Source organism: Mumia zhuanghuii (genome assembly GCF_042681565.1).
Taxonomy (GTDB): domain Bacteria; phylum Actinomycetota; class Actinomycetes; order Propionibacteriales; family Nocardioidaceae; genus Mumia.
Genome location: NZ_JBHUFT010000001.1, coordinates 349,370 through 369,792, shown reverse-complemented (window position 1 = coordinate 369,792; position 20,423 = coordinate 349,370). Strand labels below are relative to the sequence as shown.

Genomic DNA, 20,423 nt, shown 5'->3' with positions numbered 1-20,423 from the left:
CGATCTCTGACCAGCCGAGCTGTCGCGTCGTGAGTTCGCTTCGACGAGGGTGGATTCCCGAGCGCCCTCCTGAGCACTCACTGAGGCAATGCAGTGCTCGTCGAACACTCCGCTCAGGAGGTCGCGCCAACTCGTGTGGTCACGAAAGGGCAACTTGAACTCGTGTCCGGTCCGCGCGGTCGCGCTCCGGAGCCACGCGCGTCGAGGCGCAGGTCGTCGTCGTTCAGGCTCCCCTTCCCGCTACCTTCGGTGCCCGACGTCGTGAGGTCGTCGCGCACCAGATCCATCAGCGCGAGAGCGACATCTAGAGTTGGGTGTGCCGGGTCCGGACGCTTGAGTAGTGGGTCAGCCGGTCCCGGTCAAGTATTCCGTGGCGGTATCCCAGGCGCAGCGTGCAGACGAAGGACGAAGACGAAGACGCTTCGCTCGTCATGGCCACCCCGCGACCTAATCCAGCTGACGGACGATCCGGGGCAAAGGCTTGGCGAGGACATAGGCCAATTCGTCAAATCCCTCGATCCGACGAACTCGACACGGCCGACCGCGATCTCGGCGATGTACTCGACGTGTCGCCAGGCGAAGAGCGGGATCGCATTCCGAAAACCCTCGGAGTTGCCAAGATCGGTCATCAGGTGATGAGTCGCTCGGCCAGCCCAGAGGATCGATGGGCGATTGTCTGCACCGCCTCCGCGATCGCATCGCGGCTGCCGACGATCGTCAGGTGGCCTGCCGCACGAGTGACCGCGGTGTAGAGCATCTCGCGGGTGAGCAGCCGTGAACGCGGTGGCGGGACGATGACGACGACGTTCTCGGCCTGGCTGCCCTGAGCCTTGTGAACGGTCATCGCGTGCATCGTCTCGATGTCCGACAGACGCCAGGGCGAGAGCGGCAGCGGGCCGGACGCGGTCTGGAGGACAGCAATCGGGCCGTCGTCGGTTCGGACGATGACACCGGTGTCGCCGTTGCGGACGCCGAGCCCGTAGTCGTTGCGGGTCACCAGGATCGGGCGGCCGACGTACATCGTCTGCAGCGCCACCTCGGGAGCGCGCTCGGCGAGTGCGCGTTCGACGAGCTGGTTCCAGTGGCGGGTGCCGAACGGGCCCGTGCGGTGTGCGCACAGCAGGCGGAGCGTGTCGAGGTGGGCGAGTGCTTCGTCCGCGTCGCCGCGAAGGGCGAGTTCTCGGAGTCGTACTGCGTGGTCGATGACCTGTGGGAGCAGGTGGAGGGAGGGGGTGTTGGTTTCGACAAGCTCAACCGACGAACTGTCGACTTCGACCCCCTGACGGGCGGCGTGGGTCTCGACAGGCTCGACCGGCGGGGTGGTCTCGACAGGCTCGACCGGCTGGGTGGTCTCGACAGGCTCGACCGGCTGAGTGGTCTCGACAGGCTCGACCGACGAACGGGCCGCGGCGGTGTCGAGCGCGGTGAGGACTGCCGCGGGGTCTCCATTCCGGAACGCCGCGGCGAGGTCAGCGCGGTCGCCTTGCACGCGGTGGTCCTTTGTCAGGCGGACGACGCTCCCGTCGGGCTCGAGGCCACGTACGAGGTCGGCGAGCACCGAGCCGGCCTCGACGGACGCCAGCTGGTCAGGGTCTCCGACGAGCAGGAGCCGGGTCGCCGGCGCCAACGCATCGATCAGCCGCGCCATCATGCTCAGCGAGACCATCGAAGCCTCGTCGACGATGACGAGGTCGTGGGGCAGCGGGTTGCGGGCGTCGTGGCGGAACCGCAGGTTGCTCCCAGGGAGGCTGCCCAGCAGACGGTGCAGCGTCACCGCCGGGCTGATCGACGCGTCTCCGCCGTCGCCGGCCTCGATCATCTCGTTCATCCGCGCCGCGGCCTTGCCGGTCGGCGCGGCCAGCCCGATGCGGAGGCTCCCCCCGCTGCCCGCGCTGAGCGCCCGCAGCACGCTCGCGATGGTGTGCGTCTTTCCCATCCCGGGCCCGCCGGTCAGGACTGTCGTCGCACGCTCGGCGACACTGCGTACGGCGGCCTGCTGCGCCGCGTCCAGCTCTGACCTGGTCGCGAGCATGACCTCCTCGACCGCCGCGAGGTCCACCGGCGGCACCGCTACCTCACGCCTCGCCCGCAGCGCGTCGGCGATGAGCCGCTCGTCCGCGTGGTAGCGGTCGAGATACACCAGCCCGAGATCGACGCGCAGGACACCGGCGGCGACCAGGGCGCTAGAACGTACGGTCTCCAGCCACGACCCCGGCTCGGGCAGCTCGACCGCCTCATCCACGGTCGGCGGCTCGCTGTCGAGGTCCTCGTCGTCCACGTCCGCGGTCAGCCCATCCACGGACTCGAGCGACAACGCCGTCGATCCGTCACGCACCGCGCGTACGGCGAACGCCAGCGCGAGCGCAGCATCGCTGCCGACCTCCTCGCCGACCTGGCGACAGATCCGCGTGGCGACGACGCAGTCGCTGCCGTCCAAGAAGCCCGCCTCGTTGAGGGTCGCCAGCCGTCCCGCGGCGACGACGCTGACCGCCGGGTCGCCAGTCGTCGCCGTCATCGCGCCCCCTCCTGCGTACGACCGTCGAGCACGGCCGACAGGTCCTCGAGCATCGCCACCGGCGGACGCCACGAGAACACCCCGCACGGGTGCCCGTCGACCAGCGGGGTGTCGGGTCCGGCCATGCCGCGCAGGTACAGGTACATCACGCCGCCCAGGTGCTTGTCGGGGTCATACCCGGGGAGCCGCCAGCGCAGATAGCGGTGGAGCACGACGGAGTACAGGATCGCCTGCAGCGGGTACGTCGAGTGCGTCATCGCCTCTGCCAGCCGCGCCGGTGCGTACTCGGCGAGGGTCAGGTCGGCGTCGCGCGCTCCGAGCCAGTTGGTCTTGTAGTCGACGACGTAGAACTTGCCGTCGTGCCGGAAGGTCAGGTCGATTGAGCCGGTCAGATAGCCCAGCAACGCCTGACCGCCGAGCTCCTCTCCGTCGAGGGCGTCGGCGTACGCACGCAGAGGATCGGCAGCCGGCAAGTGCTCGCGCAAGACCGGCGCCATCGCCCCCAACCGCGCGTTCGCGTGCGGGCGGTCGCCGCCAGCCAAGGGCAGCTCGAAGTCCATCTCCGCGAACCGGTCCGTACGCGGCAGATCGACCAACGTCACGCCGCCGGCCAGCGGCCCCATCGGCGTCGTACACACGGCTTCGAGCGCTGTCGCCAGCGCGTCCGGGTCCACGTCGACCGGCCACCACGCGAGGTGCTCGCGGATCCGCTCGACGAACTCACCACGCAGGTCGTCGGCCTGGAAGTCCGCGTCCTCCAGCACCGCGTGCACCAACGAGCCGAAAGTGGTGCCCACGGGCATCTGCGCCATCGGCGAGGGGACCTCAGCGCCGACACCGGCGCCGTTCGCAGCGACGGCGACGGTGAGCGGCTCCTCGTCGTCACGCCCCACCGCATCGGGCTCCGGTTCAGACGTGGCGGCGCCCACGTCGTGGGAGGCGGCAGTCAGCGACGAGTACGACGTCCGCCGCCACAGCTGGTCGACCCATGAACGGTCGAACCGTCGTACGGTCAGCGGTGTGGTCGCCCGTTCGGCCACCACCTCGGGGGCGCTGCGGTCGCCATCGACCTCCGTGAGGCTGAACGCGCCGTGCGCGGCCCACGCCTGAAGGAGGTGCTCGGAGACGGCGGCGTCCTCCAGCGGCACCCGCTCAGCAGGGAGGACCACGTCGCCACCACCCTCGACGCGCGTCGCGAGCAGCGCCGAGAGCTCGTCACCAGAACCGGCCTGCCCGAACAAGAGCCGGTGCAGGGCCGAGTTGGCGGTGTTCCAGGTGGGAGCCCACCAGACGACGACCTGCGACTGAGCCCGCGTCATCGCGACGTACGCCAGCCGCATGTTCTCGCCGAGCGCCTCCGACCGGTGCTCCGGCTGATTCACCTCGCCGGCGTCGAAGGACAGCACCCGGTGCCCGTCGCGGTGGATGATCGCGGGCGTCGGGTCGTCCTTCATCCAGTGGTCGAAGAGGAACGGCGCATAGACGATCGGATACTGCAGGCCCTTGCTGCCGTGGATCGTCGACAAGGTGACCGCCAGGGCATCGGAGTCGAGCCGCATGATCCGCGACGCCGCGGTGGTCGCCGTACCGTCGGCGCTCTGCTGCCTCAGCCAGGCGACCAGGCTCGGCAGCGCACGGGTGCCCTCGAGGACGTGCTCCTGCAGGAGCTGGGCGCAGTGCTCGATGTCGGTCAGGTCGCGCTCGCCACCCACCTGCAACAGCAGGCGCGCGTCGAGACCCTGGCTGCGCGCGACGTCCAGGACGGCGGCGATCGCGCCCCGGTGGAACGCCGCGACCAGCGACCGTACCTGCGCAGAGATCGCCTCCGTCGCCTGCTCGCCGCGGGCATCCAGCTCCTCCGCCGTCCACCCGAGGAACGGCGTGAGCGCCGCCAGGCGGAGGCGTTCGGGCCGGTGCGGCTGCTCGAGCGCCATCATCAGGTGCAGCCACCACTCGGCGGCCGTCGTACGGAGGACCGACTCGCTGGAGACGAGGACGGACGGGATCCCGTGGGTACGCAGCGCCTTCCGGATGCCGTGCAGGTCACGGTTCGCGTACGCGAGAACGGCGATGTGCTGCGGCCGTACGGGCGAGCCGTCGAACGTGGCCCCAGAGGTGAGCAGGCGCGCGATGTCGGCGGCAGCGTCGGCGTAGACGTTCTCTCGTACGGACCCGATCGCCAGCTTCTTGTCGCTCAGCATCGCGCGCAGCCGTACCGGGCTGTTGTCGGGCGCTCCCTGCAGGCGGTGCGCCGTGCGGTGGGCGGTGATCGGGTGGGCGACGATGCCGGGCGAGAGCTGGACGTTCGCCATCAGCAGCTGCAGCGCGTTCACCAACGGCGCATCGCTGCGGTAGTTCGTCGGCAGCGACGTGCGCGTCGCCGCCGTCTGGGCGGCGAGCAGGTACGTGGCGACGTCCCCCCCGCGGAACGCATAGATCGCCTGCTTCGGATCGCCGATCAGCACGAGGGTCTTGTCCTCGGTCGCGAACGCGCGCGAGAACACCTGCCACTGCACCGGATCGGTGTCCTGGAACTCGTCGACCAGCACGACCGACCAGCGTTCGCGCATCCGCCGCCGCGCCGGGCTGTCGTCGGCCTCCAACGCGTCGGCGAGCTCGGTGAGGAGGTCGTCGTAGCCGAGCAGGGCGGCCCGGCGCTTGCGTCGTACGACCTCGGCGCGGACCTTCTCGACGAACGCCAGCCGCGCCGCGACGGGCCCGGTCGCGTCGGTGGGCGACAGCACCGCGCTCGGGTTGTCGAGCGCGATCTGCGCGTCGGCCTTCGCCTGCGCGTAGTCGAGGGCCGAGCCCGCGACGTGCCCGGCCAGGTAGAGGTCGTCGACGACGTCGGTGCGCAGGTCGGTCAGATCCTCCGCCAGCGTGGCGTACGAGTCGGAGTCACCGGCGACGCCCAGCCCTTTCAGCACGTAGTGGCAGAACTGGTGGATGGTCGCGATCGTCGCCGTGTCGAAGTCGGCCACGGCGGTGGCGAGCCGGTCGATGCGCGCGGCGAGCTCGTCGTCGGAGCAGTCGCGCAGGTGGTTGACCAGGACGTCCGCGGTGACGTCGCCGCGTTGGAGAGCGGTGAGGGTCTCGGCCATGCGCTCCCGGACGCGTTCGCGCAGCTCCTGGCTGGCGGCGCGGCTGAAGGTGACGATCAGCAGCTCGGAGAGCGGCCGGCCTGGCTCCGCCACGTACCGGACGACGAGCGCCGACAGCGTCCACGTCTTGCCCGTACCGGCGCTCGCCTCGATGAGCGTTGTCCCCGACGGGAGGGGCGCGGTGATGTCGAAGCTGGTCATCCCAGGGGCGTTCGTCGGGCTCATGCGTCGCCCCCGTGCTCGTGGATGGGGTTCCAGATGCGCGGCGCGAAGTAGACGAGACCGTCGCGCCGGTTGAGCCCTTCGACGCACGACTGCGGTCCGAGGACGAATCGCCACCACGGGTCGACGTTCTCGCCCGGGAAGCGGTTGTCGCCCTCCCAGCTCTTGCGGGCGCGATCGAGTGCCTGCCGCACGCCGTACGGGTCGCCGGGGCGGGTCTTGCGGTACGCGGCGGCGAACGCGCTCGCGGTCTTCGGCGGGACGCCCATCGGGAACCGCATCCCGGACTGCCGGACCCGTACGAGGTCGGCGAGCAGCGCCACAGCCTCCGCCGGGTCGGGTGAGGACAGCCGGAGGCCGCCCCTCTTGCCGAGCAGCTCGGCGCGGTGCTCGCGCTCGGGTTCGGCCGCCGCGAGCGCCAGGAGGCGTACCCACGCGGCCGCGACGTGCTTCGCGCTGATCGTCGAGTACGTCCGTAACCACACCGTGTCGTCATGGATCGCAGTGACCACACCCGTCAGCCGTACGGCGCCGCTGCCCTCGGGTGCGGGCAGGTCGAGCCGGATGTCGACGGACCTGGGCTGGCCGGTGCCGCGGTCGGCGGCGATCGCCGTCACGTTCGCCGCGATCTCGTCGCGTACGACCCGGCCGCGCGCGCCCGGCGGGAAGCTTCCTCGTACGACCTCCCGGTCGAGCGCGTCCTCGAGCGCCATCCCGTCGAGCACCTCGTGCAGCACCCGCTCCCCGATGTCCCACTGCTCCAGCCCGTCGAGGGCGATCGGCAGCGAGTCGTTCGCCTCGTCCACCTGCCGCGGGACAGTCACGTCGAGGCGGTGCCGCAGGAACTCGCGTGCCGGGTTCTGCAGGAACGCCACCAGCTCGTCGACCGTGACGGCAGAGACGGGCTGTATGGGGAGCGGCTGGTCGAGGAAGTCCTTCTTGGCAGGCGGGTCCGCCCGGAACGCGCGCAGCGCCTCGGCTCCCGCGAGCGCGGCGGCGTCGAACGTGCCGCCGGGCACCGGTCCGTCGGGCTGGAAGTTGCGTTCGTCGAACGCCTGCAGCGGGTGGTGCCGTACGAAGCTCGGTCCGGCGTCGCCGGCAGCATCTCCCGGCACCGTCGCCGTACGGAATGCTGCGGCGATCAGCTCTTGCAGCGGTACGGCCGGTGGGCGGCGCGCACCGTTGTGCTCGTCGAAGCCGGAGTAGATCGCCACGAATTGCTCGCTGGCCGCCATCACGGCGTCGAGCAGGAGCTGGCGATCCTCGCTGCGCGCGTCACGCTCGCCGACCTGCGGACAGCGGGCCATGACGTCGTCCCCATCGACCACGAGCGAGCGCGGGTAGACACCGTCGTCGACGCCGAGCACCACCACGGCCTTGTGCGGCACCGAGCGCATCGGCACCATCGTGCACACCGTGATCGCGCCGCTGCGGAAGTTCGCACGGGTGGGCCGCGCGCCCCACCGCTGGTCGAGCATCACCCGGATGTCGTTGAGCCGCAGCGTCGTCCCCTCGCCGGCCGTCTCGCCGATCGCGTCGAGGTCCCGCGCGAGCTGAGCGAACTGCCACCGCTCGTCCGGGGGTGTGTCGGCGAGCGCCTCGATGGTGTCGTTCAGCCAGCGCATCCACTCACGCGCCGAGAGGGTGCCGCGTACGGTGTCGGCGGCGCGCTTGAGCCGCTCCATCAGCTCCAAGAACCGGCCGACGAGCTCGATGTCGCGGCTGCCGATGTCGTCGACGGGTACGCGCGCGGCGGATGGGCCGTCGGTGTCGGCGGCGACCGCGACGCCGAGGGCGATCCGGTCCATGCCCCGCGTCCAGGTGTTCGCGTCGAGGCCGGCCAGCTGGTACTCGCCGCGGTGACCCGCGTCGTACCCCCACCGCACGCCCGCGTCGGTGACCCACCGGCCGACCCGTTCCAGGTCCTCCTCGTCGAACCCGAACCTTGCCCGTACGGCCTCATGGCTCGCGAGGTCGAGCACCTCGGAGACGGTCATCCGCCCGGCGACCAGCGCGACGACGCGGTGGGCCAGGTCGATCAGCGCGTTGGTCGCGCCCAGGGAGCGGTCGGCGAGCTGCACGCGAAGCTGCTGACCGGGGTGGTACGAGTCTTGGCCCGTGTCGGGCGTGCGGACAAGGCTGAGGCCGAACGTGGCCTGGATGAGCGGCGCGAACGTCTCGATGTCCGGGCACATCACGAGGATGTCGCGTGGTTGCAGCGCGCCCTGGGCGTCGGCAAGCAGGGAGGTCAGGACCTCGCGGAGCACCTCGACCTGGCGGGCCGGGCCGTGGCAGGCGTGCACCTGGATCGAGAAGTCGTCGGTCGTGGTGATGCGCGTTTCATCGGGGGCGCGATTGGCGCGGATGTCTGCTTGGAGCAGCGCGAGGCGGTTCGTGCCGGTCGTGGGCGTGGCCGGATCGAGCGGGGCGTGGACGGTGACGCCGTCGGTGCTCAGGACCGCTTGGAGCTCGCGGACGTCGCGGCCGAGCGTGGCCAGCAGCGGGTGCTTGGCGTGGCGGGCCGTACGGTCGTCGGCGCGCGCTCCCACGGAGGTGCGGCCGTCGAGGTCGGCCCACAGCTGCGGTGAGGGGTGGGGCAGCCAGAGGTGGAGGTCGCGGCAGGCGCCCAGGGCGACGACCAGCTCGCGCTCGGCTGCGGCGAGGCGGGTGTAGCCGAAGAAGGAGAGGCGTTGCGGAAGATCGATCGCTGCCTGGCTCGACGACAGCTCGTCCACGACTCGCCGGTGGCGTTCGGTGACCGACTCGGTCAGGTCGTGCCGTTCGCGGACGAGCTCGACCGTGCGCCGCCACAGGATCGGCTGCCAGAGGAAGTCGTCGGGCAGGGTGTCGCCCACGCCGTCGGAGGGGACGCCGGCCTCCCAGTCGGCGAGCATGTGGGGGCGCTCTCGCGCGTACGAGGCGAACAGCCCGGCGATGCGGCGCGCCACGGCGTACCGGCGCGACTGGCGCGCCTTGCGCTCCCACTCGGCGCGTGGGTTGTCGGTGATCTCCTGGCCCGCGCCGAGGTGGTGGGTGAGTGCGTCGAAATGAGGGGATCCGGTGAGCTCGTCGATCGCCTCGAGGGTGGGCCAGACAAGTCGATCTGCTTGCCACGGGTCGTCGCGGTCGCGACCGAGCAGCATGCTGATGAGCGACTGCGGCGCCATGATCTGCAGGCCCGCGCAGACGCCATCGTCGCCTGCTGTGGTGCCGAGCGCGTGGGAGAGCTGCTGCGCCAACCACCGCTCAACGCCGCGGGCCGGGACGACCACGACCTCGGGGGTGAAGACGTCCGCGGGGTCGTCGCGCAGCATCGCGGCGAACTCGCGCACGAGCGTCTCCGGCTGGTCGCCCCGGTGCACGTTGATCCCCACGCCGCGACCCTAGCCAACCCGCACCGCAAACGACCTCGACGTCGAGGCGGAATGTCGCCCTAACATGGCGCGATGTCCGCGTGTCAGTCTCCGACGCCCTCTGAGGACCAGAGCGTCGCCCTGGTCGAGAGGATCCTCGAGGAGGCCGCCTTCCGGTCGGGTGTCGAGCAGCCGCCGCCAGGCGAGCGGGTCACAGCGACGCACGCGATCTGGCTCTGTGCCTGCGAAACGATGGACGATTCGCCGGTCTGGCTCATCTACGCGACCGGGGACGGCGGCATCGGGTGGCGACGACTCGGTGAGAGCGACCTCTCTGCAGTCGTCGATGCCACGCACCTCACGGGCTGTCACCCCGATCCAGCCGGGGTGCTGAAGTGGTTGCACGGCGAGTGGCCGTATCCGTGGCCGGCCCATGGCCGTGGAGACTTCCCGGATCACGCCTTCATCTACGACGAGATTCGTCGTCGGGTCCTGTCGGAGTAGTCCTCCTGGTTGAGCCTTCACCAGGAACCCGCCCATAGGGTGGCCCAATGCCGAAAGTGAAGGGAACTCTCGTTGACCCTCGGTCCGTCCTGACGGGGAGTATCGCGGACAACCAAGGTTTCGTCGTAACGATCTGGGACGGCCCGGCCGAGACCTACACCGTGCCCACCGACGATGTCCGCGAGGTCGTCATCTGGGCCGACGAACAGTCCAATGGTCGGGCATACGAGATCTTCGCGACCGTCAAGACAACCGGCCAGCGGGAGCTGGTCCGGATCGCCGGCTTCGACCCGACAGACCCTGACAATCTCTAACAGCGCCGGAGGGGCACCACTTCAGTCAGGGAAGCAGGTCCCAGTACTGTCGACGGGCAGGCATCGCGTGTATCACCATCTCCTCGCCGCTCTCGAAGACGAGGACGACCGTCTCCAGCAGTCGCGCATGAGTGTCGAACCCGAGCCGGAGTTCACGATGGGGCCAGTCGTCCTCATCGAGTGGCTCGATCCATTGCGACCAATCGGCTGCCTGGATGGCATCCTCCGGCAGGACGCCGTGCTTGAGCGCGCTGCGATGAACCCTCACGCCGACAGGGCTGACACCGCGCGACGAATCGTCTCCGAACGGGAGAGATGCTCCCGCTCAGCAACGGCGTCAAGCGCGGCGATCTCCTCGGCAGTGAGACGAACGGCCACCACCTGCATAGGCTCAGCCCCACGCCCTGGCCGGCCTCGCCCGCGTCGCTTCAGCTGGTCGACATCGTAGCCGGCCTCGGCTTCGTCGGCCCATGCCTCGATCTGTTCGTCTGTCGCCATAAGAAAATCGTATAACGAAAAAGGTTGTGCCGGTAGCGTCCCGTCAGCCGATCACGTGAGCCTCGGCGTCGGCGAGCCATATGTTCACCGCAGCGAACATATGTATGGCGCGGCATACACCGGCGAGCATCTCTCGCCTGTCGTCGGCACCGGGTGTTCGTACATCCCCGACGATTTTCGACAGGGAGGTCTCGATACGCCCTCCGCTGGCGCTCCGGGCTACTCGACCGGCTATGCCTGGCGGCGGCTGCGGTGGAGGAGCCAGAAGAAGTACGGGGGCACCCGCCAACGCGGCCCGCATCCCGACGCGCTAGCCACTGCCTCGACATCCACTCCAGCGGGCTCAGAGATCGAGGTCGAACGCAGCGCGGATCGCATGCGCGAGGTCGCCCTCCTGCGACTCGAGCAGGAAGCCGAGCTGTCGGCCCACACTTTCCACGGGCACAGTCACGATGTTGTCGCAGCTCACCACGCTGTCGCGGTCAAGGCCATTGATCGGACCGACAGGAACTTCGGTGGAGAGCCCGCGGATCGTACTCGTAATCGGCGCGACGATGACCCGATTCAGATACGGACGAACGACCTCACGGGTAAGAACCAGCACCGGCCGCGCCTTGTCGAGACGGGCCACGTGGATCGGTCGCATCAGTCGAGGTCGTCCATCGACACGCCGGCCGCGAACTCCGCCAGCCCGTCCATGTCAGTGTCTTCCCGTTCAGCGGCAAGAATCGCAGCGTCGCGTTCAGCAACCGTGCGTCGCTGCTCCCGCTGGAGCGCCTGCGTCACGACGGCAGCGCGACTCGGGGCCTCGCCCGCTTTGACCAGCTCGTCCACGAACGTCACGAGATCGTCGTCCAGACGCACAGCGATCTGAGTGCTCATACCAAAACGGTACCACTCTGGGATCCGCCACCCGCTCCGTTGCTCGATGTCGCGATGACGATCCGCAGCGACGGGTTTTCACGCGGGGACCAGTCAGGAATCCATGCACCCGGTCCTCCCTTCTGTCAGAACAGCCGCCAGCGCGACGTACAGGAGCCACGCGTGAAACTCCTCCTCACCTCCGCAGGCGTCACGAATCCGAGCATCCGCGAGGCGCTGGTCGATCTGCTGGGCAAGCCGATCGCCGACGCGAACGCCCTCTGCCTTCCGACGGCCACGTACGCCATGGGAGGGCCACCGTCGGCGTGGCGTTTCATCACCGGCCAGACACCGCTCCCCATGTGTGGCCTGGGGTGGAAGTCGCTGGGCGTCCTCGAGCTGACCGCACTTCCCAGCGTCGGCGAGCAGAAGTGGGGCCCCTGGGTCCGTGGAGCCGAGGTCATCCTCGCGGGCGGCGGCGACGCGACCTACCTGTCCCACTGGATACGGCAATCCGGTCTCGCGGACGTCATGCCGTTGCTGCGGGACACCGTCTGGGTCGGGCTGAGCGCGGGGAGCATGGCGCTGACGCCACGGATCGGTGCGGAGTTCGTCGAGTGGGAGTCCGCTCCCGACGACCGTACGCTCGGGGTCGTCGACTTCTCGATCTTCCCGCACCTCGGCATGGAGCCCGACAACACCATGGCCTGTGCCGAGAAGTGGGCAGCCGAGATCGTGGGTCCGGCGTACGCGATCGACGACCAGACGGCCATCGCGGTGGTCGACGGCGCCGTCGAGGTCGTCTCCGAGGGGCAGTGGAAGCACTTCCCCGTGGAGACGAGCTCCGCACGCGGGCGTTGAAGGCGACCTTTCTCGTACCGGCCTACGGGGTCATGCTCAACTGATGAGCCTTGATCCAGCCGAGACGAACCCCGATCACTACAAGGTCATCTTCGAGAACGAACGTGTCCGCGTTCTCGAGTACCTCGATGAGCCGGGCACAGTCACCAACCCGCACGAACACCCGGACAGCGTGATGTACACCCTGTCCTCGTTCCGGCGTCGACTCGTCCAAGGGGACGAGCAGCGCGAGGTGGAGCTCGAAGCAGGCACGGTCATCTGGCTTCCGGCGCAGCAGCACCACGGGGAGAACATCGGTGACACCCCGACGCACGCGATCTTTGTGGAGCTCAAGGACTCGACGGCACCGATCGGGGAGGGGACGCTCGGCCCGAGCGCGTGACGCTGTCAGGGGCCGCCTCGCCAGTGCTCGATCCGGCGCTTGTCGGGCAGGAACCCATGGTCCACACCCCAGAGAACTGCTTGGGTCCGGCTCTCGACGTCGATCTTGCGGTAGAGCCCGCGGATGTAGGACTTCACGGTGTTGGGACTGAGGTAGGTCAATGCTGCAACCTCAGCGTTGTTCTTGCCCTGCGTGATGAGGGCGAGGATCTCCGCCTCACGATCGGTCAGGCCTTCGCCGCGCCCGGGCCAGTCACCACCCTGAGTGCGGACCTTGGCCGCTGGAGGGCTGACCACGATCTCGCCCGCGTGCACGGACTCGAGGGCGGTGACGAGTTCTCGGGCCGTGAGCGCCTTGGACAGATAGCCGTGGACTCCAAGATCGCGGGCTGCCGCGAGGAGGTCCGGGTGGAAGCTCCAGGTATAGACCACGACTCGCCGGGCACGTGGGTTGTCGATGAGGGCCTTGATCTCCTCGCGATCGGACTCCGGCTGGGCGAAAGAGTCGTACAGCGCGATGTCGACGCCGTCCTCGACGGGCAGGTTCGTGTCCAGCTCGGCGACCACGACACGGTCGCGGTACGGCTCAAGCATGTTGGCGACCCCGATGACGACGACGTCGTAGTCGTCCACCAGGGCGACCTGGATGGGGCGGCCTCGATTGCTCATGACCACACGCTAACCCACCTAGGGGTGTGCCACACCCCTCCTAGGGGTGGTTGCGTAGTGGGCAGAGGGCGCAACAGTCGGCCTCTCGAAGAAAGGGAGACTCATGCTCGGACTCATCATCACCATCCTCATCGTCGGCGCCATCGCCGGCTTCGTTGCCCGACTCCTCGTGCCCGGTCGTCAAGACCTCTCCATCGTCGCGACCATCGTGCTCGGCATCATCGGCTCGTTCATCGGCGGCATGCTCGGCTACCTGTTGTTCCACAAGGACGCAGACGACGGCTTCTTCCAGCCGGCGGGCATCATCGGCTCGATCATCGGCGCAGTCATCGCTCTGCTGATCTGGCAGTGGTCGAAGCGCCGCAGCTCCGCCCACTCCTGATCGACCGACCAGCCCGGCGCCGGGGCCATCGCCAGGTGGCCCCGCCCGGGTGTGCCGGGTTTCGACAGGCTCAACCAGCGGTGGTGCGGCGGCTGCGGTGGAGGAGCCAGAAGAAGTACGGGGCGCCGACCAGCGCAGCCAGCAGCCCCGCCGACAGCTGCGTCGGCGCGGCGACCGTACGCCCGAGCATGTCCGCCAGCACCAGCAGGATCGCACCCAGCAGCGCCGCCACCGGGATCACCAGCTTGTGCCGCCGCCCGACGAGCGAACGCGCAGCGTGCGGCGCGACCAGACCCACGAACCCGACCAGCCCGATCGCCGCCACGGCCGTCGCCGTCAGCAGCACCGCACAGCCCAGCAACGCGAACCGCGCACGCGCCGGCCGCACCCCCAGCACCCGCGGCGTGTCCTCGTCGACGGACAACAGATCCATATAGCGATACCCGCACACGATCGCAGGCACCAGCACCACCAGCGCGATCATCAACGGCACCAGGTGCTCGTACGACCGCCCGTACGTCGAACCCGCCAACCACGTCAACGCCTTCGTGGCATTCCACGGGTCGGTGGTCACGATCATCAGCTTCACCAACGCCTCGGACGCGAACGAGACGCCCACGCCGATCAGCACCAGCCGGTCCGTCGCGAACCCACCCTTCGCCGCCAGCCCGAACACGATCGCCGCCGCGATCAGCGCGCCCACGCCGGACGCCCCGGCGAGCACCCAGAACGACGCCATCGGCACGAACGTCACGATGACGACCGCACCCACCGACGCGCCACCGGCGACGCCGATGATCGTCGGGTCCGCGAGCGGGTTGCGCGTCACCGCCTGGATCGCCGTACCCGCGACCGCCAGCGCGACGCCCGCCAGCAGCGCCGCCAGCACTCGCGGCACCCGCGCGCCCATGACGTTGGAGACGATCGGCCCCGCCTGCCCGGTCGCCCAGTTCATGAAGTCGCCGAGCAGGAAGACCCGGTCACCGACCAGCACCGCGGCGATCACGAGCGCGAGGAGCACCAGCGCGAGCACGACGATCAGCGCGATCGGATGCTTCGTCCCGACCCCTCGTACGTCGAGCGCGTTGCTCGCGTCGTCCAGCCGCGACGCACGCAGCCGAAACGCGAACCACACCAGCACGACGGCGCCGAGCAGCGACGTCACGACCCCGGTCGGCACCTCGACCGCCCGCTGCGCACCGAGCAGCGCACGGATCAGGACGTCCGCGCCGAGCACGATCGCGACACCGGCAAGCCCCGAGACGGGGATCAGCGCGCGGTGCCGGTGCAGGCCCGGCACGTGCGGCGCCGCCAGCCGGGTCAGCGCCGGAGCGGCGAGACCGATGAACCCGATTGGCCCCGTCACCGTCACCGCAGCCGCCGACAGGACGACGGCGATGACCAGCACGATCAGCTGCGTCTGCCGTACGGGGATGCCGACCGAGCGCGCGGCGTCGTCACCGAGCACCATCACGTCGAGCCGGCGCCCGTACAGGAGGACCACCAGCAGGCCCGCGGCGATCACGGGCACCATCGCGCGTACGCCGCCGAGGCCGTTCTGGCTCAGCATCCCCGACTCCCAGGCCTGCAGGCCCTGGCCCTCGATCGGGTTGAGGATGATCAGCGTCGTCGCGAGGGACATGAGCACCATCGCGACGACGGTGCCGGCGAGGACGAGCCGTACGGTCCCGTAGTCCGTCCCCGCCAGCAGGAACACGACCCCCGCCGCGGCCAGACCGCCGACGAACGCGAGCACGAGGTCACCGAAGATCAGCCCCGGCAGCCCGACCGTGGCCGCGACCGTCAGCGCGAGGAACGCGCCCGCGTTGACCGCGAGCGTGTCCGGCGACGCCAGCACGTTGCGCGAGATCGACTGCAGGACGCAGCCGGCGGCGCCCAGCGCGATACCGACCACGAGCGCGGCGGCGACGCGCGGGAGGCGCGAGTCGACGACGACCGCCGAGACCTGCTGGTCTGCGGACCCGGTGACCCAGGCCCACAGGTCGCCGAGCCCGACCGCCGCGGTCCCCTGCACCACATTGATCGCGGCGAGGACGACGATCAGCGCGAGCAACCCGGTGACCACGAGCGCGAGGCTCCAGGTCAGGCGGCGCCCGTCGTCCTGTCCGGGTGAAGCGGAGGGGCCCTCGGTGGCGGGCTCGGCGGTGAGTGTCATGCGAGTGTCAGGAGACCGTCTTGACGACCGCGTCGGTGAAGTCCAGCATCGACGCAGGTCCGCCGAACATCCAGATCCCGTCCGGGAAGCGCTCGACGTTGCCGGCCTTGACGAACGGCAGCGAGTTCCAGACCTTGTTGTCCTTCAGCGAGCCGGCGTAGACGTCGACGTCGGTGTCGTTGGCGATGTACCAGTAGAGCGTGTCGGCGGGGAGCTTCGTCAGACCCTCGATGTCAGTCGTCCCCAGGCCGTACACGGCGTCGCCCTCGACACCCTCGACCGAGGTCCAGGCGTCCTCGAAGCCGAGCTCCTTGAGGACCGCACCGATCTGCGAGCCCTCGAGGTACGGACGCACGGAGACCGCGCCGCCCTGCTCCCACGCGTCGTTGAACGCGACCGGCGCACCGGCGGCATCGGTGGCTGCGATGGTCTCCTTGGCCTCGGCGATCTTGTCGTCGAAGTCCTTCTTGAGATCGGCGGCCTCGTCCTCGGTGCCGGTGGCCTGCGCGACGAGGTCGACGTTCTTCCACATCTGGCCGAACGGGTCGCTGGAGTCGCCGCCGGGCATCACGATGACCGGGGTGGTCTCCTCGATCTGCTTGATCGCGTCACCGGCAAGGGTGTCGGTCACGAAGACGACGTCGAGGCCCAGGCCCGCCAGGGTGTCGATGCTGGGCTCGCCGCGGGTGCCGATGTCGGTGGCGCTGTCGTCGAGCTCGACCGACTGGTCCCAGGCCTTGAAGCCCTTGATGTCGGAGACGGCGGTCGGCTGGATGCCGAGCGAGATCAGGTACTCGACGGTGTTCCACTCGGTGGAGGCGACCTTCTCGGCCGGTCCGTCGAGCGTCACCTTCTCGCCGCGGGCGTCGGTGATCGTGATCTTCTCGTTGCTGTCCGACGATGAGTTGTCGGCGTCGTCCTCGGTGGTGCCGCACGCGCTGAGCGCGAGGGCGAGGGCTGCCGCGGACGCGACGAGCAGGGTACGGGTGGGCTTCACGGCCTGGGTTCTCCTTGTGATGGTGCGCCGTCAGTGCGCGACGGCGTCGGTGGTGGGACGAGCGTGGTGGCGCGCACGGGCGCGGGTACGGAGGTGTCCGTCGTGCGGATCGACGTGGACGTCGACCGTGACCCCGTACGCGGGTGAGAGCAGCTCGGTGGTCAGCACCTCCTGCGGGGTGCCGACCGCGGTGATCTTGCCCTCGACGAGCAGCACGACCTCGTCGGCGACCGCGGCCGCCTGGTCGAGGTCGTGCAGGACGATGCCGACGGCGATGCCGTGGTCGTCGGCGAGGTCGCGGACGATGTCGAGGAGCTCGACCTGGTAGCGCAGGTCGAGGTACGTCGTCGGCTCATCCAGCAGCAGCACCGGCGTGTCCTGCGCGAGGCAGCTCGCGAGCCAGACGCGCTGCGCCTGACCACCCGAGAGGGTGTCGACGCCGCGCCCCGCGAGCTCGGTGACCCCGGTCATCGCCATCGCGCGCTCGACGATCGCGTGGCCGTCGGGATCGCCGCCGCCCCACCGCGAACGGTGCGGGTGACGGCCGTACGCGACGACCTCCCGTACGGTCACGCCGCCGGGAGCCGACCGCGACTGCGAGAGCAGGGTCAGGCGGGTGGCGAGCTCCTTGGCCTTGAGATCGGTGATCGACTCGCCCTCACGCAGCGCGATGCGACCGTCTGCCGCCTTGTGCAGGTGGGCGAGGGTCCGCAGGAGCGTGGACTTGCCACTGCCGTTGGGACCGATCAGCGCGGTGACGCGGCCGGGCATGAGCGCGATGCTCACGTCGTCGACCACGACCGCCGAGCCGTACGCCGCGCGGACCCGCTCGGCGGTCAGCTCGGGAGGGCGCTGGATGCTGTTCACCTGACAAAGGTAAGGCATACCTTCCTCAGACTGAAAGCGAAGTCTGAAAGAACACGTTCGGCGGCCGTGTCGAAACGGCGACGCCGCGTTCGGCGTAAGGGTGAAAAGCCGCTGCGGCACTAGGGTCGAAGCGGTCCCGTACCCCACTGGAGGAACGCCATGCGCACCCTGATCGTCACCGCATTCGTCTCGCTCGACGGCGTCATGGAGGGTCCCGGCGGCGAGCCTGGCTATCGCAACTCCGGATGGACGTTCAAGGACGTCGAGTTCGACGAGGCCGCGTACGAGCTCAAGGGCCGCGAGCAGCAGGAGACCACCGCGCTACTGCTCGGGCGTACGTCGTACGAGGCGTTCGCGCCCGTGTGGCCGACGATGGACGAGTTCAAGGAGTACAACGAGATGCCGCGCTACGTGGTGTCGACGACGCTCGAGTCCGACGACGAGCGGTGGCCCGCGACGATCCTGCACTCGCTCGACGAGGTCGCCGCGCTCAAGGAGACCGAGGGCGGGCCGATCGCCGTCCACGGCAGCTCGACGCTCGGACGCAACCTCGCCGACGCGGGGCTCGTCGACCGCTATCACCTGCTCGTCTTCCCGCTGCTGCTCGGCGCCGGCAAGCGCCTGTGGAGCGACAGCGACAAGGACACGACCAAGCTGAAGCTCGTCGAGCACGAGGCCTACCCGAACGGGATCCAGAAGCAGGTCTTCGACGTCGTGAAGTGACGGCGCCGCTGGTCGAGTAGGCCGGAGCGCTCGCGGAGGACGTATCGAGACCCCTCCCGTACCCCAGTTGTCCACAGGCAGGCCGCGGCGTACGTTTTTTGTCGAGCACAAGGTGCAGGTGAGAAACCTGGACGAAGAGGAGGGCGAGCGGATCGCCGCCCGAGGCCGACCGTCCCTGTCCGGCGGGTCTGCTCACTCACCTCAGATCGGCGTCCGGCTCTCACCCGACCTGCACGGCCGACTCCGTTCGCGCGCCGAGCGGGAGAACAAGAGTCCCTCGGAGATCGTGCGGGAAGCACTCGAGCGCTACGTCTGAACTCCGCCCGGCTCTGTCACCACCCCGCGCGACACTGCAGAGATGGCGTACGACGAAGAGCTGACGGAGCGGATCCGCGAGGTGGTGGAGTCCGACGCGCTGCCAAGGGCGGGTGAGCGCGGACTGCACCCTCAGAGCCCGTACGCAGCGAGGAAGTCGGCGACCACGCGGTTGAACTCCTGCGGCCGCTCCATGTTGGGATAGTGCGCCGCGTCGTCGATCACCGCCAGCTCGCCCTGCGGCACGATCGCGGCCAGGCGCTCGGCCATGTTCCGGTGGTCGTCACCGTCGGCCGCGCCGACGACGGCGAGCACGTGACGCCACACTGCGCGTGCTGCGCGCGATGCTCGCCGGCCTGGAAGACGTCGAGGCGCAAGGCTGATCAGCCGGCGTCGAGCACCTCGCGCAGCCGTACGGCGAACGCCTCCGGGTCGCCGTCATGCCCGAACTCACCCCCGGCGAATCCGGCATGCCCACCGGGGAACACGGTTGCCTCCTGCCCGAGCGCCTCGGCGAGCGCGACCGACGTACGACCGGTGATGAGGCCGTCGGAGTCGGCGCCGACAGCGACGACGATCCGCGCCGATGTCGCCTTGAGGGCATCGACGTCGAGCTGCGGAGCGGTGCCGTCGTCGGAGACGCCGGACAGCAGCGGGTCGTCGCGAGACCCGTCGTCCTCGGCAGGCAACCCGAACGCCGCCGGGTCCGGAGGCGAGGCAGTGAGCGCGTCGTCGGTGAACTCGCCCTTCCGCGAGACCATCGCGAAGAACGCCGCCATCCCGTGACCCCACCCCTTCTCCTGATAGACCGCGTGCACCGCGCGACCCGCGGCGGCGACCTTGTCGGCATCGGGGAGCAGCTCCGTGAGCGGGGGTTCGTGCGCCACCAGCACCGACACGTCGTCCGGGTGCGCGGTGACGAGCGCGAGGCCGCTGATCGCGCCGCCGCTGCTCCCGAACAGCTCGACCGGAGCGGTCCCGAGATCGGCGATGATCTGGTGGAGGTCGTCGGCGTGCTGCTCCGCCGTATGGACGGTCGAGCCGTCGCGGCTGGTGCTGCGCCCGACCCCGCGCGGGTCGTACGTGACGACCGTGCGGTCGCCGAACTGCGAGGCGAGCGACGCGAACCCGCTCGCGTCCATCGGAGCTCCGACCATCATCAGTACGGGGCGGTCGGTCGGCGGCAGCGCCCCCCGTACGTCGTACGCGAGCGTGGCCTCGGGTGTCTCGAGCATGTGTGTCTCGGTCATGTCCTGTGGACCGGCGGCCGCCGCCGGACTCATCGCAGTGCGCTCCAAGCCGTCTAGCCTGACCGGATGCAGGTCGACCTCTTCGCCGGGATCTACGTCAGCGACCTCGACGTCGCCAAGGACTGGTACGCCCGTCTGCTCGGCACCGACGAGGCGTTCCGGCCGAACGACACCGAGATCGTCTGGGAGCTCGCCGAGCACCGCTACCTCTACATCGAGGTCAATCCCGAGCATGCCGGGCATGCGCTGCAGACGGTGTTCGTCGAGGACTTCGAGGCGTTCGTCGCCGGGGTCAGCGCACGCGGCATCGAGCCAGCGACGCGCGAGACGTACGAGAACGGCGTCCACAAGTGGACCTACCGCGACCCGGACGGCAACGAGATCGGCCTCGGCGGCGCACCTGTCGAGGCGGAGTCGGAGTGGCGGGACTAATC

21 protein-coding genes are annotated in these 20,423 nt (G+C 69.5%); 8 read left to right on the top strand and 13 right to left on the bottom strand.

The window, feature by feature from the left end; genetic code table 11:
• Nucleotides 1-628: 628 nt before the first annotated feature.
• From recD to recC, 3 genes are read right to left on the bottom strand one after another with little or no spacing between them, the layout of a single operon-like run.
• Nucleotides 629-2,515, bottom strand: coding sequence for an exodeoxyribonuclease V subunit alpha (recD, locus tag ACFSDF_RS01855; RefSeq protein WP_377155887.1), 1,887 nt, complete (start codon nt 2,513-2,515; stop codon nt 629-631).
• Entirely contained in the window at nt 2,512-5,841 is a 3,330-nt protein-coding gene (locus tag ACFSDF_RS01850) for a UvrD-helicase domain-containing protein (RefSeq protein ID WP_377155885.1), read from the bottom strand. Before ACFSDF_RS01850 ends, recD begins: the two co-directional genes overlap by 4 nt.
• Nucleotides 5,838-9,212, bottom strand: coding sequence for an exodeoxyribonuclease V subunit gamma (gene recC / locus ACFSDF_RS01845; protein ID WP_377155883.1), 3,375 nt, complete (start codon nt 9,210-9,212; stop codon nt 5,838-5,840). Before recC ends, ACFSDF_RS01850 begins: the two co-directional genes overlap by 4 nt.
• Before the next feature lie 72 nt (nt 9,213-9,284).
• On the opposite strand from recC, the gene ACFSDF_RS01840 reads away from it, so the two are divergent.
• A complete protein-coding gene (locus ACFSDF_RS01840; RefSeq protein WP_167001001.1) occupies nt 9,285-9,695 on the top strand; it encodes a hypothetical protein in 411 nt (136 codons plus the stop codon).
• A 47-nt stretch (nt 9,696-9,742) separates the two neighbouring features.
• On the top strand, nt 9,743-10,009 hold the full coding sequence (locus ACFSDF_RS01835; RefSeq protein WP_167000999.1) for a hypothetical protein: 267 nt from the start codon (nt 9,743-9,745) through the stop codon (nt 10,007-10,009).
• Nucleotides 10,010-10,034: 25 nt separating this feature from the next.
• On the opposite strand, the gene ACFSDF_RS01830 is transcribed toward ACFSDF_RS01835, so the two are convergent.
• The 4 genes from ACFSDF_RS01830 to ACFSDF_RS01815 all read right to left on the bottom strand — a co-directional run bounded on the left by ACFSDF_RS01830 (nt 10,035) and on the right by ACFSDF_RS01815 (nt 11,389).
• On the bottom strand, nt 10,035-10,277 hold the full coding sequence (locus ACFSDF_RS01830) for a toxin (RefSeq protein ID WP_167249461.1): 243 nt from the start codon (nt 10,275-10,277) through the stop codon (nt 10,035-10,037).
• Nucleotides 10,274-10,507: a ribbon-helix-helix protein, CopG family gene (locus tag ACFSDF_RS01825; protein WP_167000996.1), complete on the bottom strand. Its 234-nt coding sequence runs from the start codon at nt 10,505-10,507 to the stop codon at nt 10,274-10,276. The genes ACFSDF_RS01830 and ACFSDF_RS01825 overlap by 4 nt, the downstream gene beginning before the upstream one ends.
• Before the next feature lie 343 nt (nt 10,508-10,850).
• Nucleotides 10,851-11,153, bottom strand: a complete 303-nt coding sequence (locus ACFSDF_RS01820) for a type II toxin-antitoxin system PemK/MazF family toxin (protein ID WP_377155880.1) — start codon at nt 11,151-11,153, stop codon at nt 10,851-10,853.
• On the bottom strand, nt 11,153-11,389 hold the full coding sequence (locus ACFSDF_RS01815) for a ribbon-helix-helix domain-containing protein (protein ID WP_167000992.1): 237 nt from the start codon (nt 11,387-11,389) through the stop codon (nt 11,153-11,155). Before ACFSDF_RS01815 ends, ACFSDF_RS01820 begins: the two co-directional genes overlap by 1 nt.
• A gap of 162 nt (nt 11,390-11,551) precedes the next feature.
• Between ACFSDF_RS01815 and ACFSDF_RS01810 the strand changes: the two genes are divergently transcribed.
• Nucleotides 11,552-12,229 (top strand): Type 1 glutamine amidotransferase-like domain-containing protein, encoded by a 678-nt coding sequence (locus ACFSDF_RS01810; RefSeq protein WP_377155878.1) that lies wholly within the window; start codon nt 11,552-11,554, stop codon nt 12,227-12,229.
• Nucleotides 12,230-12,272: 43 nt separating this feature from the next.
• Nucleotides 12,273-12,611 carry a cupin domain-containing protein gene (locus ACFSDF_RS01805; protein WP_167249467.1) on the top strand — a complete coding sequence of 113 codons (339 nt, stop codon included), beginning with the start codon at nt 12,273-12,275 and terminating at the stop codon, nt 12,609-12,611.
• A gap of 5 nt (nt 12,612-12,616) precedes the next feature.
• Here the strand turns inward: ACFSDF_RS01805 and ACFSDF_RS01800 are convergent, their stop codons facing one another.
• On the bottom strand, nt 12,617-13,279 hold the full coding sequence (locus ACFSDF_RS01800; protein ID WP_167000987.1) for a response regulator transcription factor: 663 nt from the start codon (nt 13,277-13,279) through the stop codon (nt 12,617-12,619).
• A 103-nt stretch (nt 13,280-13,382) separates the two neighbouring features.
• Here ACFSDF_RS01800 and ACFSDF_RS01795 point away from each other — a divergent pair, with 103 nt between their 5' ends.
• Entirely contained in the window at nt 13,383-13,661 is a 279-nt protein-coding gene (locus ACFSDF_RS01795) for a GlsB/YeaQ/YmgE family stress response membrane protein (RefSeq protein WP_377155875.1), read from the top strand.
• A gap of 70 nt (nt 13,662-13,731) precedes the next feature.
• Here ACFSDF_RS01795 and ACFSDF_RS01790 read toward each other — a convergent pair whose 3' ends face one another.
• Genes ACFSDF_RS01790 through ACFSDF_RS01780 form a run of 3 tightly spaced genes read right to left on the bottom strand, consistent with a single transcriptional unit; the run spans nt 13,732 to nt 17,701 of the window.
• Nucleotides 13,732-15,837: an iron ABC transporter permease gene (locus tag ACFSDF_RS01790; protein ID WP_377155873.1), complete on the bottom strand. Its 2,106-nt coding sequence runs from the start codon at nt 15,835-15,837 to the stop codon at nt 13,732-13,734.
• Nucleotides 15,838-15,844: 7 nt separating this feature from the next.
• The gene (locus ACFSDF_RS01785) at nt 15,845-16,834 is read right to left on the bottom strand and encodes an iron-siderophore ABC transporter substrate-binding protein (RefSeq protein ID WP_377155870.1); all 990 of its coding nucleotides are present in this window, start codon (nt 16,832-16,834) and stop codon (nt 15,845-15,847) included.
• Nucleotides 16,835-16,864: 30 nt separating this feature from the next.
• Complete coding sequence (locus tag ACFSDF_RS01780; RefSeq protein ID WP_279587720.1) at nt 16,865-17,701, bottom strand: ABC transporter ATP-binding protein; 837 nt, start codon at nt 17,699-17,701, stop codon at nt 16,865-16,867.
• A gap of 159 nt (nt 17,702-17,860) precedes the next feature.
• Between ACFSDF_RS01780 and ACFSDF_RS01775 the strand changes: the two genes are divergently transcribed.
• The gene (locus tag ACFSDF_RS01775; RefSeq protein WP_377155868.1) at nt 17,861-18,424 is read left to right on the top strand and encodes a dihydrofolate reductase family protein; all 564 of its coding nucleotides are present in this window, start codon (nt 17,861-17,863) and stop codon (nt 18,422-18,424) included.
• Nucleotides 18,425-18,542: 118 nt separating this feature from the next.
• On the top strand, nt 18,543-18,740 hold the full coding sequence (locus tag ACFSDF_RS01770) for a CopG family ribbon-helix-helix protein (RefSeq protein WP_167000978.1): 198 nt from the start codon (nt 18,543-18,545) through the stop codon (nt 18,738-18,740).
• Nucleotides 18,741-18,871: 131 nt separating this feature from the next.
• Here the strand turns inward: ACFSDF_RS01770 and ACFSDF_RS01765 are convergent, their stop codons facing one another.
• On the bottom strand, nt 18,872-19,054 hold the full coding sequence (locus ACFSDF_RS01765) for an alpha/beta fold hydrolase (protein ID WP_377155865.1): 183 nt from the start codon (nt 19,052-19,054) through the stop codon (nt 18,872-18,874).
• Between the two features lie 68 nt (nt 19,055-19,122).
• Nucleotides 19,123-19,989, bottom strand: a complete 867-nt coding sequence (locus ACFSDF_RS01760) for an alpha/beta fold hydrolase (RefSeq protein WP_167000974.1) — start codon at nt 19,987-19,989, stop codon at nt 19,123-19,125.
• Between the two features lie 66 nt (nt 19,990-20,055).
• Between ACFSDF_RS01760 and ACFSDF_RS01755 the strand changes: the two genes are divergently transcribed.
• Complete coding sequence (locus ACFSDF_RS01755) at nt 20,056-20,421, top strand: VOC family protein (RefSeq protein ID WP_167249473.1); 366 nt, start codon at nt 20,056-20,058, stop codon at nt 20,419-20,421.
• Nucleotides 20,422-20,423: the final 2 nt, after the last annotated feature.